The 25,255-nt window shown below is 63.4% G+C and carries 23 protein-coding genes; 20 read left to right on the top strand and 3 right to left on the bottom strand.

Annotated features, from left to right (window positions below; translation table 11 throughout):
* Positions 1-71: 71 nt before the first annotated feature.
* From mscM to frdD, 7 genes are all read left to right on the top strand, one after another.
* On the top strand, positions 72-3,347 hold the full coding sequence (mscM, locus tag AB5Y91_RS12520; RefSeq protein ID WP_368169923.1) for a miniconductance mechanosensitive channel MscM: 3,276 nt from the start codon (positions 72-74) through the stop codon (positions 3,345-3,347).
* 24 nt (positions 3,348-3,371) lie between these two features.
* Positions 3,372-4,049: a glycerophosphodiester phosphodiesterase family protein gene (locus AB5Y91_RS12515; protein ID WP_106887560.1), complete on the top strand. Its 678-nt coding sequence runs from the start codon at positions 3,372-3,374 to the stop codon at positions 4,047-4,049.
* Between the two features lie 159 nt (positions 4,050-4,208).
* On the top strand, positions 4,209-6,086 hold the full coding sequence (locus tag AB5Y91_RS12510) for a methyl-accepting chemotaxis protein (RefSeq protein ID WP_368169922.1): 1,878 nt from the start codon (positions 4,209-4,211) through the stop codon (positions 6,084-6,086).
* 516 nt (positions 6,087-6,602) lie between these two features.
* Positions 6,603-8,387, top strand: coding sequence for a fumarate reductase (quinol) flavoprotein subunit (gene frdA / locus AB5Y91_RS12505; protein ID WP_025326131.1), 1,785 nt, complete (start codon positions 6,603-6,605; stop codon positions 8,385-8,387).
* Complete coding sequence (locus AB5Y91_RS12500) at positions 8,380-9,114, top strand: succinate dehydrogenase/fumarate reductase iron-sulfur subunit (protein ID WP_025326130.1); 735 nt, start codon at positions 8,380-8,382, stop codon at positions 9,112-9,114. The genes frdA and AB5Y91_RS12500 overlap by 8 nt, the downstream gene beginning before the upstream one ends.
* Before the next feature lie 16 nt (positions 9,115-9,130).
* Complete coding sequence (locus AB5Y91_RS12495) at positions 9,131-9,529, top strand: fumarate reductase subunit C (RefSeq protein WP_106887562.1); 399 nt, start codon at positions 9,131-9,133, stop codon at positions 9,527-9,529.
* Between the two features lie 11 nt (positions 9,530-9,540).
* Entirely contained in the window at positions 9,541-9,897 is a 357-nt protein-coding gene (gene frdD / locus AB5Y91_RS12490; RefSeq protein WP_033130989.1) for a fumarate reductase subunit FrdD, read from the top strand.
* A 77-nt stretch (positions 9,898-9,974) separates the two neighbouring features.
* Here the strand turns inward: frdD and AB5Y91_RS12485 are convergent, their stop codons facing one another.
* Together AB5Y91_RS12485 and AB5Y91_RS12480 are read right to left on the bottom strand one after the other, a co-directional pair.
* On the bottom strand, positions 9,975-11,201 hold the full coding sequence (locus tag AB5Y91_RS12485) for a winged helix-turn-helix domain-containing protein (RefSeq protein ID WP_368169921.1): 1,227 nt from the start codon (positions 11,199-11,201) through the stop codon (positions 9,975-9,977).
* A gap of 74 nt (positions 11,202-11,275) precedes the next feature.
* A complete protein-coding gene (locus AB5Y91_RS12480; RefSeq protein ID WP_111910346.1) occupies positions 11,276-11,917 on the bottom strand; it encodes a class I SAM-dependent methyltransferase in 642 nt (213 codons plus the stop codon).
* A 130-nt stretch (positions 11,918-12,047) separates the two neighbouring features.
* Here AB5Y91_RS12480 and AB5Y91_RS12475 point away from each other — a divergent pair, with 130 nt between their 5' ends.
* The 7 genes from AB5Y91_RS12475 to AB5Y91_RS12445 all read left to right on the top strand — a co-directional run bounded on the left by AB5Y91_RS12475 (position 12,048) and on the right by AB5Y91_RS12445 (position 18,563).
* On the top strand, positions 12,048-12,713 hold the full coding sequence (locus tag AB5Y91_RS12475; RefSeq protein ID WP_106887565.1) for a thermostable hemolysin: 666 nt from the start codon (positions 12,048-12,050) through the stop codon (positions 12,711-12,713).
* Positions 12,710-14,215 carry an AMP-dependent synthetase/ligase gene (locus AB5Y91_RS12470; protein WP_368169920.1) on the top strand — a complete coding sequence of 502 codons (1,506 nt, stop codon included), beginning with the start codon at positions 12,710-12,712 and terminating at the stop codon, positions 14,213-14,215. The genes AB5Y91_RS12475 and AB5Y91_RS12470 overlap by 4 nt, the downstream gene beginning before the upstream one ends.
* Complete coding sequence (locus tag AB5Y91_RS12465; protein ID WP_139744263.1) at positions 14,212-14,868, top strand: TenA family transcriptional regulator; 657 nt, start codon at positions 14,212-14,214, stop codon at positions 14,866-14,868. The genes AB5Y91_RS12470 and AB5Y91_RS12465 overlap by 4 nt, the downstream gene beginning before the upstream one ends.
* Positions 14,865-15,713: an SDR family oxidoreductase gene (locus tag AB5Y91_RS12460; RefSeq protein WP_368169919.1), complete on the top strand. Its 849-nt coding sequence runs from the start codon at positions 14,865-14,867 to the stop codon at positions 15,711-15,713. The genes AB5Y91_RS12465 and AB5Y91_RS12460 overlap by 4 nt, the downstream gene beginning before the upstream one ends.
* Before the next feature lies 1 nt (position 15,714).
* Complete coding sequence (locus AB5Y91_RS12455; RefSeq protein WP_111910350.1) at positions 15,715-16,350, top strand: tetratricopeptide repeat protein; 636 nt, start codon at positions 15,715-15,717, stop codon at positions 16,348-16,350.
* A gap of 81 nt (positions 16,351-16,431) precedes the next feature.
* Positions 16,432-17,124 carry a response regulator gene (locus AB5Y91_RS12450; RefSeq protein ID WP_368169918.1) on the top strand — a complete coding sequence of 231 codons (693 nt, stop codon included), beginning with the start codon at positions 16,432-16,434 and terminating at the stop codon, positions 17,122-17,124.
* Entirely contained in the window at positions 17,121-18,563 is a 1,443-nt protein-coding gene (locus AB5Y91_RS12445) for an ATP-binding protein (protein ID WP_234568868.1), read from the top strand. Before AB5Y91_RS12450 ends, AB5Y91_RS12445 begins: the two co-directional genes overlap by 4 nt.
* A 77-nt stretch (positions 18,564-18,640) precedes the next feature.
* Here AB5Y91_RS12445 and AB5Y91_RS12440 read toward each other — a convergent pair whose 3' ends face one another.
* Complete coding sequence (locus tag AB5Y91_RS12440) at positions 18,641-19,108, bottom strand: ATP-dependent zinc protease (RefSeq protein ID WP_174218657.1); 468 nt, start codon at positions 19,106-19,108, stop codon at positions 18,641-18,643.
* Between the two features lie 431 nt (positions 19,109-19,539).
* Here AB5Y91_RS12440 and AB5Y91_RS12435 point away from each other — a divergent pair, with 431 nt between their 5' ends.
* The 6 genes from AB5Y91_RS12435 to AB5Y91_RS12410 all read left to right on the top strand — a co-directional run bounded on the left by AB5Y91_RS12435 (position 19,540) and on the right by AB5Y91_RS12410 (position 25,213).
* Positions 19,540-20,583, top strand: a complete 1,044-nt coding sequence (locus AB5Y91_RS12435; protein ID WP_368169917.1) for a GMP reductase — start codon at positions 19,540-19,542, stop codon at positions 20,581-20,583.
* A 96-nt stretch (positions 20,584-20,679) separates the two neighbouring features.
* The gene (gene earP / locus AB5Y91_RS12430) at positions 20,680-21,855 is read left to right on the top strand and encodes an elongation factor P maturation arginine rhamnosyltransferase EarP (RefSeq protein ID WP_368169916.1); all 1,176 of its coding nucleotides are present in this window, start codon (positions 20,680-20,682) and stop codon (positions 21,853-21,855) included.
* 43 nt (positions 21,856-21,898) lie between these two features.
* Positions 21,899-22,465: an elongation factor P gene (gene efp, locus AB5Y91_RS12425; protein ID WP_011707002.1), complete on the top strand. Its 567-nt coding sequence runs from the start codon at positions 21,899-21,901 to the stop codon at positions 22,463-22,465.
* 198 nt (positions 22,466-22,663) lie between these two features.
* Positions 22,664-23,275, top strand: a complete 612-nt coding sequence (locus tag AB5Y91_RS12420) for a DUF2238 domain-containing protein (protein WP_111910353.1) — start codon at positions 22,664-22,666, stop codon at positions 23,273-23,275.
* Positions 23,276-23,382: 107 nt separating this feature from the next.
* Positions 23,383-24,135: a DUF3530 family protein gene (locus tag AB5Y91_RS12415; RefSeq protein ID WP_111910354.1), complete on the top strand. Its 753-nt coding sequence runs from the start codon at positions 23,383-23,385 to the stop codon at positions 24,133-24,135.
* 121 nt (positions 24,136-24,256) lie between these two features.
* Positions 24,257-25,213 (top strand): D-2-hydroxyacid dehydrogenase, encoded by a 957-nt coding sequence (locus AB5Y91_RS12410; RefSeq protein WP_111910355.1) that lies wholly within the window; start codon positions 24,257-24,259, stop codon positions 25,211-25,213.
* Positions 25,214-25,255: the final 42 nt, after the last annotated feature.

The following is a 25,255-nucleotide window of genomic DNA, read 5'->3' as shown; positions in this document are numbered from 1 at the left end:
TGTGGAAGGCTTTACCCACCCCTGCCCCTGCTTTAGGCTAAGGCGACTTCTCATGAACGGAAACGTGCGCCATGTTGCAACGCCTGCTCTGCCTGATGCTCTGTCTCAGCCTGCTCCCCTTCTCCGCTGCCCAGGCCGATGATGCCGTCACTCAGGTGGAAGAGTTGCTGCAAAGCGTCCCCAAGACCGACAGCCCCGAGAACCAGCAACTGCGGGAGAGCTATCAGCAGGCGCTGCAGTATGCCCGGGATGCCCAGCGCTATCGGGAGCAGGGCAAGGCCTATCAGCAGATCCTCATCGACTACCCCAAGGAGTCGGCCCGCCTCAAGGAGAGCCTGCACAACTATCAGCCCCAGTCCCGCCCGCCCCTCTCCTCCCTCAAAGAAGAGGCACTGCGCCAGGCCATTGGCCTGAGCAGCAACCGCCAGATCAACCTGCGCAAGGAGCGTCAGGCGGTGACCGACAGCCTCAACCAGCTGGAGAGCACGGGCCAGGAGTACCATGTGCGGGTCGATGAGCTGCGCAAGCAGTTGCTGCAGACCCGCTCCCAGCTCGATCGCTTGAGCTTCAGCAACGAGTCGGATCGCCTGCAGGAGGCCCAGCAACTGGCCACCCGCCTCAAGGAGCAGAGCCTCTCTGACCGGATCCAGATGCTGGAGCTGGAGCAGCTCTCCGCCCAGCAGCGCAACGATCTCGGCAAACTCAGGCTGCAGGAGCTCAATCTCGCCATCACAGACGAAGATGAGTGGCAGAACAGCCTGCTCAACCAGCAAAACCAGCTGCGGCGGGAAAAAACGGAGCAGGCGCTGGCGGAAAGCGAGCGGCTGCGCCGGCAGCTCACCTCGGATCTGCCCCTGCTGCAGGAGCAGCAACAGCAGAACCAGGCGCTCTCCCTGCAACTCGGCGCCCTGGAAGATCAGATAGAACGGGTACAGGACGAGCAGCGCGGCATCGACACCTCACTGTCAGGACTGAACGATCTGGTCAACTCGGTGCGCGAGCAACTGGAATGGCTGCAGATAAGCAACGCCTACGGCGAAAACCTGCGCAGCAAGCTGGCCGATCTGCCGAACTACTTCCCCCTGGAGAAGCTGGAGTCCGACATCGTCAAGGCGCGCATGGCGAAGTACCAGTACGAGACAGAGCAGGATGCCTTGAAGGATACAGTGCAGATCCGCAACAACCTGCTCAGCGGGGATGAGATCACCCTGGACAGGGCCCAGCAGGCCGTGCTCGACAACCTGCTCAAGGCCAGACGACAACTGCTGACCCGGCTCAACGACGCCTCAGATACCCTCATTCAGGAGCAGACCCGGCTCAAGCTGCTCTACAGCCGTCAGAACAGCAAGATCGACGAGATCCGCGAGATCAGCGCCAGCCACCTGTTCTGGATGCCGGACGTGCGCCCGCTCACCCCGGCCGTCCTGCTCGGCGTGCCCACCGCGCTGAGCCTGCTGCTCGATCCCGTCAACTGGCTGCAACTGCCCAGGGCCATAGTGGAGAACAACCCCATGACCCTGACCCTGGCGGGGCTCGGTCTGCTGGTGCTGGCCTGGTGCTGGGCCAAGCTGGGGCGCCACCTGGTGCAGTACAGCCACTACATAGCCCCGCGCATCGGCAAGGTGACTCAGGACAAGTTCAGCCTCACCAGCCGGCTGCTGGTGCGCTCCCTGCTCGCGGCACTGCCGCTGCCCGCCATGGTGCTGATGATGCGCGGCCTGCTGGACGGCGCCTGGCAATACCCCTTCGCGGTGGCCGTGGCCCGGGGCCTTGGCGAGATCTGGTTCCTGCTGCTGGCGCTGCTGGTCGCCCGCCATCTGACCCTGGAGAAGGGGATCCTGATCCTCCATTTCCGCTGGCCGAAAGAGCCGGTGCAGCGGGTCTGGGGCCAGTTCCGCACCCTGCTGCTGGTGCTGATCCCCAGCTTCTTCGTGCAGGGCATGGCCAACAGCTATCAGGAGCACGCCTTCTACGACTCCCTGGGTCGCCTCGCCTTCATCGTCGGCGCCCTCTGGCTGCTGCTGTTCTTCGCCCGCCTCAACCGGGAGAAGCTGCCGCTCACCTGGGGCCAGGCGGACATGACCAAGCCCCACCTGCTGCACCACTTCATCTGGAACAGCCTGATGCTGGCCCCCCTGCTGGCGGTGCTGGGCTCCCTGTTTGGCTACTTCTACACCTCCCGCATCCTGCTGCGCCAGCTGGAGCTGAGCCTGCTGGCGGGACTCGGCTGCCTGCTGGTCTACTACCTGGCCCATCGCTGGATGCTGATTCAGCGCCGCCGCCTCGCCTTCGATCGCGCCAAGAGCAAGCGGGCCGAGATCCTGGCCCAACGGGAGCGTGACGAGGACGATCTCAGCTCCGAGATCCCGGACGTGGTGGAGGAGCCCGAGCTGGATCTGGACACCATCAGCGCCCAGTCGCTGGGGCTGGTGCGCACCCTGCTGATGCTGGGCTTCACCATGCTGGTGGTGGTGCAATGGTCGGATCTCAACTCGGCCTTCAGCTTCCTCAGCAGCATCGAGGTGTGGCAGGTGAGCAGCAAGGTGGCCGGCATAGAGCAGCTCTCCGCCATCACCTTGCAGGATCTGATGCTGACCGCCTTCGCCTTCATCCTGACCGTGGTCACCGCCCGCAACCTGCCGGGGCTGATGGAGCTCACCCTGCTCCAGCACCTGAGCCTCTCCCCCGGCACCGGCTTCGCCCTGACCACGGTCAGCAAGTATCTGGTGATCCTCATCGGCGCCCTCACCGGCTTCTCCATGCTCGGCATCGACTGGTCCAAGACCCAGTGGCTGGTGGCGGCGCTCTCGGTGGGTCTGGGCTTCGGTCTGCAGGAGATCTTCGCGAACTTCGTCTCCGGCCTCATCATACTGTTCGAGAAGCCGATCCGGCTCGGCGATACCGTCACCATTCGCGATCTGACCGGCACAGTCACCAAGATCAAGACCCGCGCCACCACTATCGTGGACTGGGACAGGAAGGAGATCATAGTCCCCAACAAGGCCTTCATCACCGAGCAGTTCATCAACTGGTCCCTGTCCGATGCCATCACCCGGGTCAAGCTGCGCATCCGCATCGGCCTGACTCAGGAGCCCAAGCGGGTACAGCAGCTGCTGGAGCAGTGCGTACAGGAGTCCACCCTGGTGCTGGATACCCCCACCCCCGAGGTGTTCCTGATCGAGTTCACCGACTCGGCCCTCATCTACGAGATCCGGCTCTATGTAAACAACATGGATCACCGTATGCCGATCACTCATGAAGTCCATTCGCTGATCCTGGAGAAACTCAACCAGCTCGGCATGCCTCTGCCCCACCAGCAGATCGATATCAGGATGAGTCGGGGCTAAACCCAGACAACACAGGAGCCAATCATGCAGATCATTGCCCATCGCGGTGCCAGCAAGCTGGCGCCGGAGAACACCCTCAAGGCGATGGAGATAGCCATCGCACTCGGAGTCGGCGCCATCGAGCTCGACGTGCAGCAGGCAGACGGCGAGCTCTGGGTCTTCCACGACCGGCGGCTGGAGCGTTGCACCGACGGCCACGGGGTGCTGACCGAGCAGTCACGGGACTATCTGGCGAGCCTGGATGCGGGTGACGGGGAGCGGATCCCGACCCTGTGGCAGGTAATGAGCCTGATTGCCGGGCGCTGCGAGCTGCATATAGAGCTCAAGGGGGCGCACACCGCCGAGCCGGTGGCGGCCCTGACCCGGCGGGCAGAGCGCGAGCTCGGCTTCACCCCGGCCCACTGGGTCGTCTCCTCCTTTCACCATCCCGAGCTGGCGCACTTCGCCCGGCTGCGGCCGGATCTGCGCCTCGGGGCCCTGACCGCCAGCCTGCCGCTGCACGGTGCCCGCTTCGCCGAAGAGCTGGGTGCCTGGTCGCTCAATTGCGACGTGGATTTTGTCGACGCCGGGCTGGTGGCGGATGCCCATAGTCGTGGGCTCAAGATCCTGGTCTACACGGTCGACGAGTTGAGTGATGGGGCTGCATTGGCGGCCATGGGTGTCGATGGCATCTTTACCAACCGACCAGATCGATTCAGCTGAGTATCGGCGCGGCCTGGCGGCCCATCAGGAGGTGAAAAAAGATCGAAAATTTCCTGTGCACCGGGATACATAAAGTCCACTTTCAGCCGATACAGAGTTGGCTCATAACAATAACAAACACCACACGGATCTCAGACTGACGCTCACAAGGATGTAAACATGAATCTATCCATCAAGAACAAGCTGGTCCTCGCCATCGGGGCCATTATCCTGGTCATCTCCAGCCTGCAGGTCTGGTACAACACCACCCAGCTGCGCAGCGAAACACAGCGGCTGATCTGGAGCTTCATCGACGACAGCTCCATCGCCAACGTCAAGGGCATCTCCCGCTGGCTCGATGCGCGCATCGGCCTGGTCACCGCCACCAAGGAAGCCTTCACCAAGGAGGATGAGCCCCTCAGCCACCTGGCCCAGTCCATGAACGCAGGCAACTTCGACCTCGTCTATGTGGGCACCAAGGATGGCCGGATGATCCAGAGCAAGCAGACCAACCTGCCCGCTGGCTATGATCCGCGCCAGCGTCCCTGGTACAAGGACGCCATGGCGGCCGGCAAGCTCGCCATCACGGCCCCCTATGCCGATGCCTCGTCTGGCAACCTCATCATCACCATCGCCGAGCCCTTCAGCCGTGGCAACACCGACGGTGTCATCGCCGGTGACGTCTCCATCGACGGCCTGGTGCGCGACGTGCTGGCCATCAATTCGGAAGGTACCTACGCCATCCTGGTGGACAGCAACGGCACCATCATAGCCCACCCGGACAAGGCACTGACCCTCAAGCCCGCCACCGCCCTCTCCTCCGAGCTGACGGCGGCCAAGGTCAACGAACTGGCCCATGACAACACCATCTCCGAGATGGATATCAGCGGCAAGGCGAGCGTGTTCGACCTCACCGAGATCCCCAACACCAACTGGTATTTCGGCATAGTGGTGGACAAGGCGGTCGCCTACCAGTCCGTCTCCCGCATGGTCACCTCAGCCCTGCTGCAAGGTCTGCTGACCATCCTCATAGTCGCCGGTTTCTCCTACGTGGCCATCAACAGCTCCCTGGCCCCGCTGAAGACCCTCGGCGAGGCGATTGCGGATCTCTCCCGCGGCAACGGCGATCTGACCCGCCGCATCAAGATCGAGCGGGAAGACGAGGTCGGCACAGTCGCCAAGCACGTCAACACCTTCATCGAACGCATCCACGTCATGGTGCAGGACATCTCCAACTCCTCCGGGCAGCTCAACCAGCAGGCCAGGTCCTCCCACGACATGGCGGAGAAATCCAACCAGGGTCTGGCGCGCCAGCAGAACGAGATCTCCCAGATAGCCACAGCGGTGCACGAGATGTCCGCCACCGCCGTCGAGGTCGCCAGCAATGCCGAGCAGACCGCAGAGGCAGCCCGCAGCTCCTCCAGCAGTTGCGAGCACGGCAAGCAGGTGATCGCCCGCAACCAGCGCTCCATCACGGATCTCGCCACCCAGGTCAAGCAGGCCTCCGGCATCATCCAGGAGCTGGAGAAGAACGCCCAGGAGATCAACACCATACTCTCCACCATCCAGGGCATCGCCGAGCAGACCAACCTGCTGGCACTCAACGCCGCCATCGAGGCCGCCCGGGCCGGTGAGCAGGGTCGCGGCTTTGCGGTGGTTGCCGACGAGGTGCGGGTGCTGTCACAACGAACCCACAGCTCCACCGTCGAGATCCGCAGCATGATAGAGACGCTGCAGCGCAACACCCAGGGAGCCGTCAGCACCATGCACGAGGGCCAGCTGCTGGCCCAGAACAGCGTGGAAGACGCGAACGATGCCACCCAGGCCCTGGAGCAGATCACCACCTCCATCAACCAGATCTCCGACATGGCGACCCAGATCTCCAGTGCCGCCGAGGAGCAGCGGGCGGTGACCGACGAGGTCAGCCGCAATATCCAGGCGGTCAAGGACGTCTCGGACGAGCTGGCGGTGGATGCGGACAGCTCCCGCAATCTCTCGGCTCAACTTAAAAATATTTCAGGTGAGCTCAACAATCAGGTCGGCATGTTCCGCATCTGATCGAGCCAATGAAAAGGGGCCGTCCAGGCCCCTTTTTTTCTATAAACCCTTTTCGTTTCAATGGTTATAATTCCCCTTCGACACCGGATACTCTGTGATCCGCCTCTCCATTCGAGTATCCTTCTGACGCAACTGATGCCTGCCCTGACTATATTCGCATTACTTTTTTCGATGTTTTTTCAGCAGTCCCCAAGGTGATAATAGTTATCACTAAACATTTCTGATAAAAAACTTAAAAACTTTATGGGTAATACCTAAAAAGAGAGGCATTTCTCATTTTTTTGAAAGAAAACTACGTACAATCTTGGGGTTAAAATCACCAGAGTAGCGAGTACGGCTGATCCAGATCACTGATGGATGGCGATAATGACGGCATTTTCATCCAAGGAATGGGGTGGTTGTAATAAAAACCACCGTTGCCAAGCACTAAAACAAAGCAGTTTGACTTGCATCAAGCCTGAATTTTTTTCATAGAGCAAAATCGTGCCCAGCAAATCTATCCCTAAGGAGGCAGATGTGGATATTATCAAGACCGATGTTGCCATCATCGGTGCCGGTGGCGGTGGCCTGCGTGCCGCAATCGCCATTGCAGAAGCCCACCCGGAGCTGGAAATCGCCCTGATTTCCAAGGTCTATCCGATGCGCAGCCACACAGTGGCCGCCGAAGGTGGCGCCGCAGGCGTCGTCCGTGATGACGACTCCCTCGAAAACCACTTCAACGACACCGTCTCCGGTGGCGACTGGTTGTGTGAGCAGGACGTGGTCGAGTACTTCGTCAACAACGCCACCAACGAGATGATCCAGCTGGAGCACTGGGGCTGCCCCTGGAGCCGCAAGCCGGATGGCAAGGCCAACGTCCGCCGTTTCGGCGGGATGAAGATCCCGCGTACCTGGTTCGCCGCAGACAAGTCCGGTTTCCACATTCTGCACACCCTGTTCCAGACCTCCATCAAGTACCCGACCATCAAGCGCTATGACGAGCACTTCTGTCTGGATCTCATCGTGGAAGATGGCCGCGTCCAGGGCGTACTGACCTTCGACATCCAGAACGGTATCACCCGTTTCATCCAGGCCAAATCAGTGGTGCTGGCCACCGGCGGTGCCGGTCGCGTTTACCGCTACAACACCAACGGCGGCATAGTCACCGGCGACGGCATGGCGCTGGCCTACCGTCACGGCGTGCCGCTGCGTGACATGGAGTTCGTCCAGTATCACCCGACCGGTCTGCCGGGCACCGGCATACTGATGACCGAAGGTTGTCGTGGTGAGGGTGGCATCCTGCTCAACAAGGATGGCTACCGCTACCTGCAAGACTACGGTCTGGGCCCGGAAACCCCGGTCGGCCAGCCGAAGAACAAGCACATGGAGCTGGGTCCCCGTGACCGTCTCTCCCAGGCATTCTGGCAAGAGCAGCAGAAAGGCCGCGTGATCCAGGGCCCCATGGGTGACGTGGTTCACCTCGACCTGCGTCACCTCGGCGAGAAGTACCTGAAAGAGCGTCTGCCCTTCATCTGCGAACTGGCCAAGGCCTACGTGGGTGTGGATCCGGTGAAAGAGCCGATCCCGGTCCGTCCGACTGCCCACTACACCATGGGCGGCATCGAAACTGACGGCAAGTGCGCCACCCGCATGCCAGGCCTCTACGCCGCTGGCGAGTGTGCCTCCGTCGGTCTGCACGGCGCCAACCGCCTGGGCTCCAACTCCCTGTCCGAGATAGTGGTCTTCGGCAAGGTGGCCGGTGAGCAGGCAGCCGAATTCGCGGCGACCCAGCAGCACGGCAACACCGAAGCACTGGCCGCCAAGGCAGAAGCACTGATCAAACAGCACCTCTCCCTGCTCGACATCGACGGCACCGAAAACCCGGCGGATATCCGCAACGAACTGGGCATGTCCATGGAAGCTGGCGTCGGTATCTACCGTACCGAAGAGCTGATGCAGGGCACCATCGACAAGATCAACGAGCTGAAGGCCCGTTACAAGAAGGTCAAGATCAACGACAAGTCCTCTGTCTTCAACACCGACCTGCTGTACGCCATCGAACTGGGCTACATGCTGGACGTGGCCGAAGCCATGGCCCATTCCGCCATCAACCGCAAAGAGTCTCGTGGTTCCCACCAGCGTCTGGACGGTTACGAAGAGCGGGATGACGTGAACTACCTCAAGCACTCCCTCTCCTTCTACAACCAGGAAGGCGCCCCGACCATCGATTACTCCGATGTGAAGATCACTAAATCCCAACCGGCAAAACGTGTGTACGGTTCCGAGGGTGAGAAACAAGACGAGGCTAAGAAGAATGGCTGAGATGATCGAAATTGAAATCCTGCGCTACCGTCCCGAGCAGGATAACGAGCCCTGGATGCAGACCTTCCAGGTGCCTTACCTGAAAGAGATGTCCCTGCTGGATGCCCTGCAATACATCAAGGATCAGCTCGACTCCACCCTGAGCTTCCGCTGGTCCTGCCGGATGGCGATCTGCGGCTCCTGCGGCATGATGGTCAACGGCATTCCGAAGCTGGGTTGCAAGACCTTCCTGCGGGATTACCTGCCGGGCAAGATGACCATAGAGCCCCTCAACAACTTCCCGATCGAACGCGACCTGGTGGTCGACATGTCCGATTTCATCGAGAAGCTGGAGAGCATCAAGCCCTACATCATCCCGTCCGAGCCGCGCAACCTGTGCGACGGCGAGTACACCCAGACCCCGGCTGACATGGCGAAGTATCACCAGTTCTCCATGTGCATCAACTGTGGCCTGTGCTACGCCGCCTGCCCGCAGTATGGCATCAACAAGAAGTTCACCGGTCCCGCGGCCCTGGCGCTGGCTTATCGCTACAACGCCGACAACCGCGACAGCGCGTCCAAGGAGCGGATGAAGATCATCAGCCAGGACGAAGGCGTCTGGGGCTGTACCTTCGTGGGTTACTGCTCTGACGTGTGCCCGAAAGGCGTAGACCCGGCCGCAGCCATCCAGCTTGGCAAGGTCGAGAGCGCCAAGGACTACATGATCGCCATGTTCAAGCCGGATTGAGACCAGGAGTGAGACCATGAACAACACCCAAAGCAAACGTAAGCCCTACGTGCGCGAGATGAAGAAAGACTGGTGGCTGAAGAATGCCTTCTACACCGGTTACATGATCCGCGAAGGCACCAGCATCTTCGTCTCCATCTATGCCGTGGTGCTGATGTGGGGTCTGCTGCGTCTGGTGCAGGGTCAGGAGGCGTTCAACGGCTGGCTGGAATCCCTGCAGAGCCCGGTTGCCATCCTGTTCCACGTCATAGCGCTGGCAGCCTGCCTGTTCCACGCCAAGACCTGGTTTGCCCTGGCCCCCAAGGCCATGCGCATCTTCCGTGGCGAAGACCTGGTGCCGGAGAAGCCGATCGTCATCGCTCAATATGTGGCGCTGGCGGCGGTATCCCTGCTGATCCTGATCATCGTGGCTTGAGGAGATTAATGATGAGACGTTCTGACGAACCCATTTACTGGGGACTCTTTGGTGCCGGTGGCATGGTGGTTGCCATGCTGCTGCCGGTGATTGTCCTCATTACCGGTCTGCTGGTGCCCATGGGCATCATGGACGTGGAGACCATGAGCTTTGAGCGCGTGCACGCCTTCGCCAGCTCCTGGTGGGGTGCCTGCATACTGCTGGTCATCATAGCCCTGCCCATCTGGCACGGCATGCACCGCATCTATCACGGCCTGCATGACCTTGGGATCCACACCACCAAGCTGCACCACTATGTGTTCTATGGCTTCGCCTTCCTGGTGTCCGCCATTACCGTCGGTCTGCTGATGGTGCTGGTCCTCCAGTAATCCTTAAGTTGCCAGCAACAGATGATAAAACCGGGCCCAGTGCCCGGTTTTTGTTTGGCTGTCGTTTAGCCTGCGGGCTAAGGACGCAGCGCTGGCTCCGGCCACAGGGCCTGCAGGGATGCCGGCATGGCGCCGAGGCGAAGCAGCGGGGTCTGGTGCCAGTCGGCCAGCTTTTGCAGCGCCTTCTCCAGATCCTGCGCCAGGCTGGCGCTCACCCTGACCCCCTGCTCCAGATAGAGGCTCTTGACCTCGAACACCCCCTCCTTGCGATGGGCCTTGGCATCCAGACGCCCCACCAGCTGGCCCCGGCGCAGCAGGGGCAACACGAAGTAGCCGTACTGGCGCTTGGGGGCCGGGGTGTAGCACTCGATGCGATAATCAAAGCCAAAGAGTTCGCTGGCCCGCTTGCGATCCCACACCAGGGGATCGAAGGGCGAGAGCACGGCTGTGTGGGTCGCCTTGAGGCTGCCGGCCTGGGCCCGGGCCAGCTCAGCGGCCAGGGAGGCGTGCACGAAGGCCCCGTGCTGCCAGCCCTCCACCCGCACCGGCAACAGCTCCCCCTCGTCCGCCAGCTGATGGAGCAGGGCGTCGTATTTGCCGCGCCGCAGGCGGTAGTAATCCGCCACCCAGCCGGTCTTGACCAGCCCCAGCGCCCGGCAGCTGGCCCGCACCATGTCGCGCTGGGCGAGCTCAGGGCTCGGCAGATCCCGCTCGTCGTTCCACTCCGGCATGACCCGCTCGGCGAGATCGTAGACCCGCTGGAAGTTGCGCCGCTCGCGCACCATCAGGCGCCCTGCGGTGAACAGCACCTCCAGATGGCGCTTCTCGGGCTTCCAGTCCCACCAGCCGTTGCCCTTGCCCTCCTTGCGCTCAAAGTCGGCGGCCCGCACCGGCCCATCCCGGCGAATACGCTCGACTATCTGCTCTATCTCGCCGCCGTGGGTCTTGAGCCACTGGGCGGAGAACTTCCAGCCCATGGCGGCGGGATCCAGCATGCGATGGCGCAGCAGCCGGTAATCCTCGCGAGGGACGAAGCAGGCCTCGTGGGCCCAGTATTCGAAGAGATCCCCCTCGGCCAGCAACTGCTCCAGCCAGCGCGGATCGTAGTGGCCGAGCCGGCTGAACAGCACCAGATAGGGGCTGCGGGCCACCACAGAGATGGTGTCTATCTGCAGCAGCGCCATGCGCCTTATGCAGGCCAGCAGATCGGAGGGAGCAGCCTTGGCGCGGCGCGGGGTCAGCAGCCCCTGGGCTGCGAGTTGCAGGTGGCGGGCGTCTTGCAATGACAAATGGGGGATCGACATGAAGATAAGGGCATCCGTTCCAGGGTGTCAGGCCACCAGCATGCCCAAGCCGCCGCCAAATGAAAACGCCCCGTTCAGGGTTTGGTGAACACGGCCACATCCGCATGGGGAAACTCGACCTGCGCCTGCCAGCGGGCCGCCAGGGCGCGAAACGAGGCCTCGGCGAAGAAGACGATGTGGGTCGGGTCGTGGCGGTAGCGCCACGTCTTGAAGCGCTCGTCACCCAGCACCCGCTGGGTCTGCAACACCAGCACCCCGCCGGGGTTGAGGCAGGCCCAGAGGCCGTCCAGCACGGCGCGGGGAGCGGCCAGGTGCTCGATCACCTCGGTGCTGGTGATGAAATCGTAGCGACGGGTGAGCAGCTCAGGCTCGTCGGCGTAGAACTTGTCGTAACCCGCCATCTCGAAGCCCGCCTCCCGCCCCATGGCGATGAGGGCGGGGCCGGGGCCGCAGCCGAAATCGAGGCCGCTGGCAGGAGGGCTCACCCGGGAGAGCACCTCGCCGAAGGCCCGCATCAGAAAGCCGCGGTAGCGGGGATCGTCCACCTGGTTGTCGTGCCCGTCATAGACCGCCTTCTCGGCCTGATCGTCCAGGTGATCCGCCTCATCCAGCCAGACCAGCTCGCACGCCAGGCAACGGTGATAGCGCTTGCCCGCCACCGGCAGGGGGTAGCTGTGACGAGCCGAGCAGAGGGGGCAGCTGGCGCTTGATGACATGACGGATCCTCCTGGGTGACAGCCGCGCAGATTGCCTGCCCGCCGCCTTGCTGACAACTTTTTTTACTCCTTAAGGGTTTCTTAAGTTTGCCCTTTTACTCTCAAGCCATCCCAAGAGAAGGAGCCAACCATGACCATAGAGATCCAAGCCCCCTACAGATTGCTGCTGGCACAGTCCCCGCAGCAGGTCATGGCGCTGCAAGCCTATATCCAGGCCGCCTACACCCTCGAATTCAATGCCCGCATTCCCCATTTTCTGCCCTGCCTGCTCGGGCTCTACCGTGCCGATGGGGTGCTGGTCGGCGCCTGTGGCCTCAACCACGCCAGCACAGGGGAGCGTGAGCAGCCCCTCTATCTGGAGCAGTATCTGGAGCAGCCCATCGAGGCCGCCATCGAAACCCGCCTCGGGGTACGTCCGGCCCGCAGCCGCATCATCGAAGTGGGCAACCTCGCCTGCAGCGAGCCGGGCAATGCCCGTCTGATGTTTGCCGCCCTGTGCCGGCTGCTGTGTGACAACGCCCTCGACTACGTGGTGTTCACCGGCACCGCCAAGCTGCGCAACAGCTTTGCCCGGCTGCGCCTCAACCCGGTGGAGCTGGCCCCTGCCCAGGCCCATCAGGTGGGGGAAGACGCCAGTGCCTGGGGGGAATACTACCGCTGCCAGCCCAAGGTGATGGCCGGGGACATCAACCAGGGGCGCGAGGTGCTCGCCCAGAGCAGCCTGCTGCTCAACCTGCTGGGGCCCATGCCCATGCTTTTTAACCATGCCGGCCATGACAAGAGGTGCGCCCAATGAGCCTGTTCGACGCCATCGCCCGCCACGCCAGCCTGACGCCGCAACGACCGGCACTGCAAGGCAGCCAGGGGGAGCTGGATTACCAGACCCTGTGGCATCAGATCCAGCACCTGGCCGACCGCTTGCAGCAAGCCGGCATTCGCCGCCTGGCCCTGCAGCTCGACAACGGTCTGCCCTGGGCGCTGATCGATCTGGCCTGCACCCGGGCCGGGATAGTGGTCATTCCCGTGCCCCACTTCTTCAGCCCGGCCCAGCAGGCGTGGCTGCTGGAGAGCAGCGGGGCCGATGCCCTGGTGGGCCCCGAGCATGAGGGCTGGCAGGCCGCCGCCCCCCTCATCCTGATGACGGGGGCCGCCGATGAACAGGCGCTGCCCCTGTGGCGGCGTACCCCGGTCGCCCCCCCGGCCCTGCCCCTGGGCACCGCCAAGATCACCTATACCTCGGGCACCACGGGCCAGCCCAAGGGGGTCTGCCTGTCCCTTGCCCAGATGACGGCGGTCTGCGAGTCTCTGGCCCTGCGGGTCGCGCCGGCCGGGGTCGAACAGCACCTGGCCCTGCTGCCCCTGGCCACCCTGCTGGAGAATCTGACCGGTCTGTACGTGCCGCTGCTCACCGGCGCCTGCAGCCGCATCCCCTCCCTCGGCGAGCTGGGCTTCACCGGCTCCAGCACCCTCAACCCGGCCATGCTGGGCCAGGCCCTGACACGCTGGCCCAGCCACAGCCTGGTGCTGGTGCCCGAACTGTTGCGCCTGCTGCTGGCGCTGTGCGCCAACACCCAGGCCCTGGCCGAACGGCTCAAGGGGCTGCGCTTCATCGCCGTCGGTGGCGGCAAGGTCGCCCCCGATCTCATCCGCCATGCCCGCGCCCTGGGGCTCCCTGTCTATGAGGGCTATGGCCTGTCGGAATGCGGCTCTGTCGTGGCGCTCAACGGCCCGGACGCCGACCTGATGGGCAGCGTCGGCCGCCCCCTGCCCCACTGCCAGGTCACCCTGGCCGCCGATGGCGAAGTCATGGTGAGCGGCAGCGCCATGCTCGGCTATCTGGGGGAAGAGAGCACCGCAGGCGAGCCTGCGGACCTGCAGATCGCCACCGGGGATCTGGGTCACCTGGACGCAGAGGGCTACCTGCATATCACGGGGCGCAAGAAGAACGTCCAGATCACCGCCTTTGGCCGCAACTTTTCACCGGAGTGGGTGGAAGCCCAGGCCCAGCTCTGCCCGGCCATCGCCCGCATAGTGATCTTCGGTGACGGCCAGCCCGCCAACGTCGCCCTGATCCAGCCGCTGCCGGACAGCCAGTCCCAATTACCCGAGCAGATTGCCCGGCTCAACCAGCAACTGCCCGATTACGCCCGCATCCATCACTGGCTGCCGGTGGCGCTGGATCAGCACCCCGGCCTGCTGACGGCCAACGGCCGCCCCCGTCGCAACGAGATTTATCACCATTTTTCCCGGCAGATCGACCAATGCCTGACCCAAGGCCTCACAGGAGAGACCTCATGAGCTTCTACCAGACCCTGCAACACGCCACCGCCTCCGAGCGCGAGCACCTGTTCAATGCCCCCATCATTGAGGCCTGCCGCCGCGGCGACATCAGCCGGGAGACCTACCTCGCCTTCCTGGCAGAGGCTTACTACCACGTGCGCCACACTGTGCCGCTCCTGATGGCTACCGGCGGCAAGCTGGGACAGGAGTATGAGTGGGTGCGCGGCGCCATCCGGGAGTACATAGACGAGGAGTACGGTCATCAGGAGTGGATCCTGAACGACATCCGCGCCTGCGGCGGTGACGCCGAGGCGGTGCGCCACGGCCAGCCGGGTCTGCCCATAGAGCTGATGGTGGCCTTCCTCTACGACCAGATCCAGCGCGGCAACCCCATGGGCTTCTTCGGCATGGTGCAGGTGCTGGAAGGCACCAGCGTCGCCATCGCCCTGACGGTGGCGGACCAGCTCAAGAGCGGTCTGGGCCTGCCGCCCCAGGCGATGAGCTACCTGAGCTCCCACGGCGCCCTGGATCAGGAGCACCTCAAGTTCTTCGAGTCCCTGATGAACCGGGTGGAAGACCCGGCGGATCAGGCCGCCATCATTCATTCGGCCAAGGTGGTCTACCGCCTCTATGGCGACATGCTCCATCAGCTCACGGGATCCTGTCAATGAAGCTTGAAGGGAAACGCATACTGCTCACCGGCGCCAGCGGCGGCATAGGGGAAGCCCTGGCCATGGAGCTGGCGGCCCAGGGGGCGCACCTGCTGCTGCACGGACGCCGGGCCAGCGCCCTGGAGCGCCTGCGCAAGGAGCTGCCTCATTCAGATCGCCACCAGACGGTGACCGCCGATCTGGGATCCCATCAGGAGCGGGCCAGGCTGTTGCAACACCCGGCGCTGGAGCAGGGGCTGGATGTGCTCATCAACAGCGCGGGCTGCAACCAGTTTGCCTGGCTGGAGGATCAGAGCGGCGAGCAGGTGACGCGCCAGCTGCTGCTCAACATAGAGGCGCCCATCCAGCTCACCCGCGCCCTGCTGCCCCGGCTGCGCAAGCCAGCCGTCATCATGAACATAGGCTCCAGCCTCGGGGCCATCGGCTATGCCGGTTACAGCGTCTATTGCGCCAGCAAGTTCGCCCTGCGGGGCTTTAGCGAGTCTCTGGGGCGGGAGCTGGAGGGCACCGGCATCAAGGTGCTGCACTTTGCCCCCCGCGCCACCCGCACTCACCTCAACTCCCAGGCGGCCTACGCCATGAATGCCGAGCTCGGCACCCGGACCGACAGCCCCCAGGACGTGGCAGAGGAGGCCGTCATCGCCCTGTGCAACGAGACGCGCCGCAGCTGGCTCGGCTGGCCGGAGAAGCTGTTCGTGCGGCTCAATGCCCTGCTGCCCGCCCTGGTCGACAAGGCGCTGGCCAGACAACTGCCCATCATAGAACGCCATGCCCGCCACCCTGTCCCCCTGGCCACAGATCACGGGGACAACCCCGCCTGTGCCACACACGAGAAGGAACATTGAGATGAAACACGCCACTTTCCGCCCCCGATTTGGTCACAGTCTCCTGCTGCTCGCCCTGGCAAGCAGCCTGGTTCAGGCCGCCGATGCCCTGCCCACCATTCAGCAGCAGTGGGCCCACTGCCAGTATCAAGAGACCGGCAAGGCCAAGGAGAGCTGTCTGGAGACTCTGAGCGCCCAGGCGGAGCAGGCCAGTGCCAAGGAGGCCTTTCGCACCGATCTGCTGATCTGGTCCGCCATCGTCAAGAGCACCTGGGCCGGCGCCAAGGGCGGCCTCGGGGCCCTCAGCCTGGTGAAGGAGGCCAAGGCCAAGCTGGAGATCGCCATCAAGCAGGATCCCAAGGCGCTGGAGGGCTCCGCCTACACCAGCCTGGGCTCCCTCTACTACCAGGTGCCGGGCTGGCCGGTCGGCTTCGGGGATGACGACAAGGCCGAGCAGTTGCTCAAGCAGGCGCTCGCCATCAACCCCACCGGCATAGATCCCAACTTCTTCTACGGCGACTTCCTGCTGGATCAGGGGGACAAGGCCCAGGCGAAGATCTATCTGGACAAGGCCCTGGCCGCCCCGGCCAGACCGGGCCGCGAGACGGCGGACGAAGGACGCAGGACGGAAATCCGCGAACGTCTCGCCAAGCTATAAACACAAGCAGATCAGTGCGCTATTTAAACTCTGCCCACCAACTTGCATACTGGTGGGCAGCGTCATTTGAGGGAGAGAACAATGCGAGTCCTGTTGGTAGAAGATGACATCATGCTGGGGGATGGCATGGTGGATGCCCTGCGCAGCAGCGGTTACACAGTAGACTGGCTGCAGCAGGGGTTGCCCGCCCTGTCGGCGCTCAAGAGCGAGGAGTTCGCCGCCCTCATCCTGGATCTCAATCTGCCGGACATCGACGGCATCAGCCTGCTGCGCAAGCTGCGCCGGGAGGGACAGACGCTGCCGGTGCTCATCCTCACCGCCCGGGATGCCCTGGACGATCGGGTGCTGGGGCTGGATGCGGGCTCCGATGACTACATGGTCAAGCCCTTCGCCCTGCAGGAGCTCAACGCCCGCCTGCGCGCCCTGGTGCGCCGCAGCAAGGGCCAGGCCCAGGCGGTGCTGGAGTATGGCGACATCCTCATCTACCCCGAATCCCAGCAGGTCACCTATCAGGGAGAGGCGGTCAGGCTGACCCCCCACGAGTACAAGCTGCTGCAGGAGCTCATCAGCCAGAGCGGCCGGGTGCTGAGCCGCGATCAACTGCAGCAGAGCCTCTATGGCTGGGACGAAGGGGCCGAGAGCAATGCGGTGGAGGTGCACATTCATCACCTGCGCAAGAAGTTCTTCCCCGAGCTCATCCGCAACATCCGCGGCGTCGGCTACATAGTGCCGCAGCCAGATACCCCGGGCAGCAGAGGGATGCCCGCCCGATGAGTCGCGTCCGCTCCATTCGCCGCTTCCTGCTCTCCGGCATCCTGGCCCTGGTCAGCCTCAGCCTGGCCGTCAGCGGCCTCATCGGCTACCTGGAAGCCAACCACGAGATGGAAGAGCTGTTCGATGCCCGTCTCGCCCAGTCCGCCCGCATCACCAACCAACTGCTCAGCCGTTATCTGAAGCAGCGCGGCGAGCTGCCCAGCAACGGGGCCGTCTACCAGGAGTGGGAGCAGGCCGTGCCCGCCGACCCCCATCAGGAGAAGCGCAGCTTCAGCCAGCTGGGGCGGGACAACGAGTTCACCCCCTACGGCCACGAGTTCGAACACAACCTCTACTTCCAGCTGCTCAACGAGCAAGGCACCATACTGCTGCGCTCGCCCAATGCGCCGGAGCAGCCCCTGACCACCCTGGAGCGCGGCTTCAACAGCGAGACCAAGGATCACCACGAGTGGCGCACCTTCACCCTCTACAACGAGGATGAACACACCTGGCTCATAGTCGCGGAGCGGGATGACGAGCGGGGGGAGCTGGCCAGCAAGATGGCCACCCTGACCATGCTGCCGCTCTTCATCACCCTGCCCTTCCTGCTCGGCCTGCTGTGGTGGCTGGTCACCCGGGGGCTGGCCCCGCTGAATCAACTCACCCAGGCCATCGGCGAGCGCCATCCCGCCAACCTGAGCCCGCTCAACCTGGCCATCAAGGCCGAGGAGCTGACGCCGCTGGTGTCGGAGATCAACCGCCTGATGCACACCCTGGCGGACACCATAGAGCGGGAGAAGCAGTTCACCAACGAGGCGGCCCACGAACTGCGCACCCCGCTGGCGGTGCTGCGCATCCACAGTGAAAATGCCCTGGCCGCCGAGGATGACGCCAGCCGCGAGCAGGCGCTGCGCAAGATGCTGCTGGCCCTCGATCGCAGCGACCGGCTGATCCGCCAGCTGCTGACCCAGGCCCGCATCGACAACCAGCAGGCCCCGGCACTCGGCAAGCTGGATCTGAGCCTGCTGTTGCAGGGCACCCTGGCTACCCTGGCCCCCATAGCCCTGAGGAAGGATCTGCAGCTCTCCCTGGAGGGGGACGAGCATCTGCAGGTGATGGGCCAGGCCATGTTGCTGGATCTGATGTTTGGCAACCTCATCGACAACGCGCTGCGCTACACCCAGGTGGGCGGCGAGGTCGCCGTGGTGATCACCCAGGAGGGCAACAGGGTCAGGGTGGATGTGCGGGACAACGGCCCCGGCATCCCCACCGCCGCCCTGTCGCGCCTGTGCGAGCGCTTCTTCCGGGTCAATCCCCAGCAGGGGGACGGGGTGGGCCTTGGCATGGCCATAGTGCAGCGCATAGTGCAGCTGCATGGCGCGGATCTCGACATCCACAACAGGCCCGAGGGGGGCCTTGAGGTGAGCGTGCTGCTGCCCGCCCCACCGCGCCCGGCATAGACGGTGCAGGCCTCAGGGGAAAAAAAGCGCGGGGGCCCAAGCCCCCGCGCACCATTTGTGATCCCAAAGAGGCCTTCCTAGCCACAGCTCGGCTGCACAGTGAAGGTGCGGGAAGAGTCCACCGGCCCCAGCTCCGCCAGCAGGCGACGACCGAGCAGCACGGGATAGATCATGTCGCTGCGATCCCGCAGGGTGAACCACTCCTTGTAGAGCTTGTCACCGACACAGACAGACATGGTCACAGTGGGACGCTCCTCCATGCCACCGGCGCCGCGCACCGTCACGCTGCGCTCCACCGGGCGCTCCAGGGTCTGGCGCACCTCCTTGTCGGTGTTGGCATCGGTCAGCACCAGGGTGAAGCGCACCCAGGGCTTGCCGTCACGCTTGAAGTGGTGCAGCTCTCGCGCATCGAGCGAGGACGTGAGGGCGCCGGTATCCAGCTTCATCTTGACCGCCACCCCACCCGGCATGAGCACGCCCTTCTCGATCCAGCCATAGACGGTGGGGGCGGCCCAGGCGCCCGATGAGAGGCAGAGGCTGGCCAGCAACAACCAGCCTGCTTTGTGTGATACGGACAATGTGTTCTCCTCGTCGAAGCGGGCCCACGCTGGCCCTCTGCGCCAGAGTGGGCAGCACACAGGCCACTGTCAACTGGCAAAAGGGGCGCAGGGGCCCCAAACCCCGGCCTATGGCGTTCACGGCATGGGGGATCCGACAGCAGTTGACCGTGATGCAAGGGGCAAAAAGAGGGAAGAGAGGGGCCGTGGCGAGGTGCTGGATGAAGCTGGTGGCCAACCTCAGGTTGTGACGCCAAAGGCTAACACAATGATGAGCGAATTATCAGTCTTGTTCTGGCGGGATTTTTGCCTAGACTGTTGTAAACCGGAGGCCTTGAAAACCTGCGGTTTTTTTGTGCCTGCCGAAAATTTTGCCCACTGCAACAGTGACTTTCACAAGGCTCAATAAGGAATTTGCAATGCGTATCGAAGAAGACTTGAAGCTCGGTTTCAAGGATGTACTGTTTCGTCCCAAGCGCTCTACCCTCAAGAGCCGCTCCCAAGTCAGCCTGACCCGTCAGTTCACCTTCAAGCACACCCAGACCCAGTGGCAGGGGGTGCCCGTCATCGCCGCCAACATGGACACCGTCGGCACCTTCGCCATGGCGCGTACCCTGGCGGGCTTCGAGATGATGACGGCTGTACACAAGCACTACAGCCTGGCCCAGTGGCAAACCTTCGTCAGCGAAACCGATCCGGCCCTGCTCGGCCATGTGATGGTCTCCACCGGCACCTCCGAAGAGGACTTCATCAAGACCCGCCAGATCCTCGCCATGTCAGAGGCCCTGCGCTTCATCTGCGTGGATGTGGCCAACGGCTACTCCCAGCACTTCGTCGAGTTCCTGCGCAAGACTCGTGAAGCCTGCCCCAACCACGTCATCCTGGCGGGCAACGTGGTCACCGGCGAGATGGTGGAGGAGCTGATCCTCTCCGGCGCCGACATCGTCAAGGTGGGCATAGGCCCGGGCTCGGTCTGCACCACAAGGGTCAAGACAGGGGTCGGCTATCCCCAGCTCTCCGCCATCATAGAGTGCGCCGATGCAGCCCACGGCCTCGGCGGCCAGATAGTCGGTGACGGCGGCTGCACCTGCCCGGGCGACGTGGCCAAGGCGTTTGGCGGCGGCGCCGACTTCGTGATGCTGGGAGGCATGCTGGCGGCCCACGAGGAGTGCGGCGGCGAGGTGGTGGATGTCGATGGCGCCCCCTTCATGAAGTTCTACGGCATGAGCTCATCGAGCGCCATGGACAAGCACGCCGGCGGCGTCGCCGAGTACCGTGCCTCCGAGGGCAAGACTGTGCTGCTGCCCTACCGCGGCCCGGTCGAGAATGCCGTGCGCGATATCCTGGGCGGCGTGCGCTCCACCTGCACCTACGTCGGCGCCAGCCAGCTCAAGGAGCTCACCAAGCGCACCACCTTTATCCGGGTTCGCGAGCAGGAGAATAACGTCTACGGCAAGGAGTAACTCGCCGCAGACCGCCGTCACTCGCTGACGGTTAGAAGCCAATCCACCGGTGTGCTACCCTGCGCACCGGTTTTTTTGCATCTGGAACCCCGAGCCATGACAAGCCCCCTGCCCCCCTTCGACTGGGACATCTTCTGCACCGTGGTGGACAACTTCGGCGACATAGGCGTCACCTGGCGGCTGGCCCGCCAGCTGGAGCGGGAGGGGCATGGTCAGGTGCGGCTCTGGGTGGATGACTTGGCGAGCTTCGCCCGCATCTGTCCGGGGCTGGATCCCGCGCGGGATGGCCAGTGGGTCGAGGGCATCTATATCCAGCACTGGCAGGGCCCCCTGCCAGCGGATGCCATTCCGGCTAGCGTGGTCATAGAGGCCTTTGCCTGCGAGCTGCCCGCCCCTTTTATTGAACGCATGGTCGAGCAGAGCCCGCCCCCCTGCTGGATCAATCTGGAATACCTCAGTGCCGAAGCCTGGGTCGAGGATTGTCACGGCCTCGCCTCCCCCCAGCGGGTGGGCAAGCTGAGCCTCAATAAATACTTCTTCTTCCCGGGCTTCACCCCCAGAACCGGTGGCCTGCTGTGCGAGCAGGGGCTGGTGGCAGAGCGGGATCGCTGGCAGCAAGACGAGGCTGGCCTTGCCGCCTACTGGGCCAGCCTGGGGCTGCCGCCCAAGGCGCAAGACGAGCTGCGGATAAGCCTCTTCACCTACGAGAGCGAGGCGCTGAAAAGCCTGGTCGCGAGCTGGAGCAAGGGCGCCACCCAGGTCACCCTGTTGCTGCCCATGGGGCGCGCCCTCCCCGACGTGCTCTGCGGCGCCGGCCTTGAGAGTGCCATCGGCACGGCCCGGGCGGGGGATCTGCTGCAGGCGGGCCAGCTCGCCATCAAGCTGCTGCCGATGACGAGCCAGGCGGGCTACGATCGGCTGCTGTGGAGCTGCGATCTCAACCTGGTGCGCGGCGAAGACTCCTTCGTGCGAGCCCAATGGGCGGCAAGGCCCTTCCTGTGGCACATCTATCAGCAGGAAGAGGAGGCCCACCTCGTCAAGCTGGCGCACTTCCTCGACCACTATCTGGAGGCCTTGCCCGCCAAGGACGGCCAGTGGCTGCGCGAGCTCAACCTGGCCCTCAACAGAGGGGAAGATTGCAGCGAACTCTGGGCCCAATGGCCGATCCACGGCACACTTTGGCAACAACATGCGCGAAGCTGGTCACAGAAGTTGCTGCGGGAAGGGGATCTCGTCACTCGGCTGGTGAAATTTTTAGAAAGCCGTATATAATCTGGCAGTTTTTATCTGCCCGTATACGAACAGGAATTTTTACATGAAAACCGCACAGGAAATCCGCGCTGGTAACGTCGTCATGATCGGTACCGAGCCGATGGTGGTCCAGAAAGCCGAATTCAACAAATCCGGCCGTAACTCCGCCGTGGTCAAGATGAAGCTGAAAGGCCTGCTGAACGGCAGCGCCACCGAGACCGTATTCAAGGCCGACGACAAGCTGGAAGTCGTTCAGCTGGAGCGTAAAGAGTGCACCTACTCTTACTTCTCCGACCCCCTGTATGTCTTCATGGACACCGAGTACAACCAGTACGACGTCGAGAAAGACAACCTGGGTGACGCCCTGAACTACATGGTTGACGGCATGGAAGACATCTGCGAAGTGACTTTCTACAACGAGAAAGCCATCTCCGTCGAACTGCCGACCACCATCGTTCGCGAAGTCGAGTACACCGAGCCGGCCGCCCGTGGCGACACCTCCGGTAAAGTGACCAAGCCGGCCCGCCTGAAGGGCACCACCTACGAGCTGGCCGTTGCCGCCTTCGTAGAGATCGGCGACAAGATCGAAATCGACACCCGCACCGGCGAGTTCAAGCGTCGCGTCAACTGATTTGACGGCTTCACGCCCGTGTTGAAAAAAGCGAGCCCCAGGCTCGCTTTTTCTTTATGGGGATCCGCCCTGCGATCATTCAGCCCCGGTCAGTGACAGCGGGCCGTCCATTGAGGGAGAATTCCCCTGCCCCCTTTCGTCTCGCGCCGATTGGGGCTACACCATGAAGTCAGGTTCCTCCTCCCTCACAGGCTCCCTATGACATCTCATCAAAAACTCCTGCTGTTGCTGCTCACCCTGGTACTGCTGGTGCTCTCCGGCTGGCAACCCTATGACAGGGTCACCTGGCTGCTGGAAGTCGCCCCCGTGCTGATCGTCGTGCCGTTGCTGCTGCTGAGCCAGCGCAGCTACCCCCTCACCAGCCTGCTCTATTTGTGCATCTTCCTGCACGGGGCCGTGCTGATGCTGGGGGGCGCTTACACCTATGCCCGGGTGCCGCTCGGTTTCGATCTGCAGCAGTGGTTCGATCTCAGTCGCAACCCCTATGACAAGATTGGCCACTTCTTCCAGGGCTTCGTGCCCGCCCTGGCCTGCCGCGAGATACTGCTGCGCGGCCACCATGTGCAGGGCAAGAAGATGCTGGTGTTTCTGGTGATCTGCGTGGTGCTCGCCGTCAGCGCCAGCTATGAGCTTATCGAATGGGGCGCCGCACTGGCACTGGGTCAGGGCGCCGACGAGTTCCTCGGCACCCAGGGGGATCCCTGGGATACCCAGTCCGACATCTTCTGTGCCCTGGTGGGGGCCGTCAGCGCCCTGTTGCTGCTCTCCCCCCTGCACGACCGCCAGCTCGGCAGGCTTGCCCGGCCCTGAGCCCGTCGAGGGAAGGGCTTGCCCCTTCCCTCTTTCTCCTGGGTCCTCCCGGCCCCCTTCAGAAATCCGGCACGCCGCCGCTAACCCAGTCAACCGGGGAGCGCATCATGGCCAGATTATCCTTACCACTGCTGTTTTTGACCCTGCTGGCGAGTACCACCTTGCCGGCCAACGAGATCTCGCCCCCAGCCCCCCTGGATCACTGGCAGGAGAGCGACTGGAAGGGGGTGCCTGACAGCACCCGGATCGACAAGCAGAGGGTGCTCTTTGCCAAGCACGACGGCGACAGCTACCTGGGGCTCGCCATACTGCTGCCGGACTGGCAGCGCAGCGGCCAGCTGTGGCAGCTGACCCGGGAGCTGGGGCGACTCGGCTTCGACACCCTGCTGCTGCTCCCCTCCCCCCAGCAAACCGAGCTGGATCCGGCCTCCGAGAAGAAGCAGGAGACCATAGAGGCGTTTCGCCAGCAATTTGCCGAGCGCATCGTCAAGCTAGGTGATGCCAAGCTGCAGGAGGGCGGCTTCAAGCTGCTGCTGGCGCAAGGCACCAGCGCGGCCTGGGCCGCCAACCTCATCACCAGCGAGCAGTTGCCTGCCCCCGATGCCCTGGTGCTGCTCGACGGTTTCTTTCCCAACCAGCTGAGTAACCAGACCCTGGCCAAGCAGGTGGCCCAGGCCAGCATTCCCACCCTGGATCTCTATCAGGAAGACGGGGGGCGCTGGCCCCTGCTGGCCGCCGAGGCGCGCAAGAGCGAGAGCCGCCGCAGCCACAAGCTCAACTACCGCCCCTACGCCCTGATGGAGCTGGACGAAACGCCGGGGCGCATCCAGGGCTGGCTGACCCATCTGGGCTGGATCTGACCCGAACGACTAGCAAGTATGGAATTGGGCCATTCGGCCTGTCTGCATCCGGGCTGGTCAGCCGCCCCCCATCTTTGGCATCATGGCGACTCCCACGCGGCAGCGAACGGCAGGAGGCTTCATGCAGCAAATCGTGTTTCTCGACAGTGACACCCTGGACGCCGGCATCAATCTGCGTCGCCCCGATTTCCCCCATCACTGGCAAAGCTATCCCGAGACGAAGCCGGAACAGGTGGTGGAGCGGCTCAGGTGCGCCAGCATCGCCATCATCAACAAGATCCGCATCGGCAAGGACGAGCTGGCCCAGTTGCCGGAGCTGCGCCTGATCGCCCTGGCGGCCACCGGCAGCGACAACCTGGATCTGGAAGCCTGCCGCGCCGCCAATGTCGCCGTGTGCAACATCCGCAACTATTCGGGCCCCTCGGTTCCCGAACACGCCATGGCACTGATGCTGGCCCTGTCACGCAACCTGTTCGCCTGGCGCCAGTCCCTGCAGGAGGGGCGCTGGCAGCAGAGCGGCCAGTTCTGTTTCTTCGATCACCCCATCATGGATCTGCACGGCAAGCGGCTCGGCATCATAGGCAAGGGCACCCTGGGTCAGGCCCTGGGGCAGAGAGCCGGCGCCATCGGCATGGAGGTCTTCTATGCCCAGAGCCAGGTCGGTGCCCCCGGGGATGAAGACAGATTGCCCCTGGAGGCCCTGCTGCAGAGTTCGGATGTGATCAGCCTGCACTGCCCGCTCACCCCCTACACCCGCCACCTCATCGGGGAGCGGGAGCTGGCCATGATGAAACCGGGGGCCCTGCTGATCAACGTGGGCCGCGGCGGCCTGGTGGACGAGCAGGCCCTGCTGGAGGCCCTCGGTAACGGTCGCCTCGGCGGCGCCGGGTTCGATGTGGCAAGCGTCGAGCCGCCGCCCCCCGACCACCCCCTGATGCAGGCGCTGCGTTACCCCAACTTCATCCTGACGCCCCATGTGGCCTGGGCCAGCGAGGAGTCGATGCAGCGTCTCGCGGATCAGCTTATCGACAACATCAACGCCTTCGCCCTCGGCAGGCGCCAGCACCGCCTGGTCTAAACGACGGAGACGAAAAAGGGGCCACCGGCCCCTTTTTCATTA

Origin of the sequence: Aeromonas sp. R4-3 (assembly GCF_040908275.1) — a bacterium.
GTDB classification, from domain to species: Bacteria; Pseudomonadota; Gammaproteobacteria; order Enterobacterales; family Aeromonadaceae; genus Aeromonas; species Aeromonas rivipollensis.
Note: the sequence above shows the minus strand (reverse complement) of the source record. Positions and strands in the feature narration are given on the sequence as shown.

What these genes read in the sequence shown, in the direction of transcription:
- mscM (WP_368169923.1), top strand. Translation starts at nt 72, where the DNA reads ATGTTGCAACGCCTGCTCTGCCTGATGCTCTGTCTCAGCCTGCTCCCC.
- AB5Y91_RS12515 (WP_106887560.1), top strand. Translation starts at nt 3,372, where the DNA reads ATGCAGATCATTGCCCATCGCGGTGCCAGCAAGCTGGCGCCGGAGAAC.
- AB5Y91_RS12510 (WP_368169922.1), top strand. Translation starts at nt 4,209, where the DNA reads ATGAATCTATCCATCAAGAACAAGCTGGTCCTCGCCATCGGGGCCATT.
- AB5Y91_RS12500 (WP_025326130.1), top strand. Translation starts at nt 8,380, where the DNA reads ATGGCTGAGATGATCGAAATTGAAATCCTGCGCTACCGTCCCGAGCAG.
- AB5Y91_RS12495 (WP_106887562.1), top strand. Translation starts at nt 9,131, where the DNA reads ATGAACAACACCCAAAGCAAACGTAAGCCCTACGTGCGCGAGATGAAG.
- frdD (WP_033130989.1), top strand. Translation starts at nt 9,541, where the DNA reads ATGAGACGTTCTGACGAACCCATTTACTGGGGACTCTTTGGTGCCGGT.
- AB5Y91_RS12485 (WP_368169921.1), bottom strand. Translation starts at nt 11,201, where the DNA reads ATGTCGATCCCCCATTTGTCATTGCAAGACGCCCGCCACCTGCAACTC.
- AB5Y91_RS12480 (WP_111910346.1), bottom strand. Translation starts at nt 11,917, where the DNA reads ATGTCATCAAGCGCCAGCTGCCCCCTCTGCTCGGCTCGTCACAGCTAC.
- AB5Y91_RS12475 (WP_106887565.1), top strand. Translation starts at nt 12,048, where the DNA reads ATGACCATAGAGATCCAAGCCCCCTACAGATTGCTGCTGGCACAGTCC.
- AB5Y91_RS12470 (WP_368169920.1), top strand. Translation starts at nt 12,710, where the DNA reads ATGAGCCTGTTCGACGCCATCGCCCGCCACGCCAGCCTGACGCCGCAA.
- AB5Y91_RS12465 (WP_139744263.1), top strand. Translation starts at nt 14,212, where the DNA reads ATGAGCTTCTACCAGACCCTGCAACACGCCACCGCCTCCGAGCGCGAG.
- AB5Y91_RS12460 (WP_368169919.1), top strand. Translation starts at nt 14,865, where the DNA reads ATGAAGCTTGAAGGGAAACGCATACTGCTCACCGGCGCCAGCGGCGGC.
- AB5Y91_RS12455 (WP_111910350.1), top strand. Translation starts at nt 15,715, where the DNA reads ATGAAACACGCCACTTTCCGCCCCCGATTTGGTCACAGTCTCCTGCTG.
- AB5Y91_RS12450 (WP_368169918.1), top strand. Translation starts at nt 16,432, where the DNA reads ATGCGAGTCCTGTTGGTAGAAGATGACATCATGCTGGGGGATGGCATG.
- AB5Y91_RS12445 (WP_234568868.1), top strand. Translation starts at nt 17,121, where the DNA reads ATGAGTCGCGTCCGCTCCATTCGCCGCTTCCTGCTCTCCGGCATCCTG.
- AB5Y91_RS12435 (WP_368169917.1), top strand. Translation starts at nt 19,540, where the DNA reads ATGCGTATCGAAGAAGACTTGAAGCTCGGTTTCAAGGATGTACTGTTT.
- earP (WP_368169916.1), top strand. Translation starts at nt 20,680, where the DNA reads ATGACAAGCCCCCTGCCCCCCTTCGACTGGGACATCTTCTGCACCGTG.
- efp (WP_011707002.1), top strand. Translation starts at nt 21,899, where the DNA reads ATGAAAACCGCACAGGAAATCCGCGCTGGTAACGTCGTCATGATCGGT.
- AB5Y91_RS12420 (WP_111910353.1), top strand. Translation starts at nt 22,664, where the DNA reads ATGACATCTCATCAAAAACTCCTGCTGTTGCTGCTCACCCTGGTACTG.
- AB5Y91_RS12415 (WP_111910354.1), top strand. Translation starts at nt 23,383, where the DNA reads ATGGCCAGATTATCCTTACCACTGCTGTTTTTGACCCTGCTGGCGAGT.
- AB5Y91_RS12410 (WP_111910355.1), top strand. Translation starts at nt 24,257, where the DNA reads ATGCAGCAAATCGTGTTTCTCGACAGTGACACCCTGGACGCCGGCATC.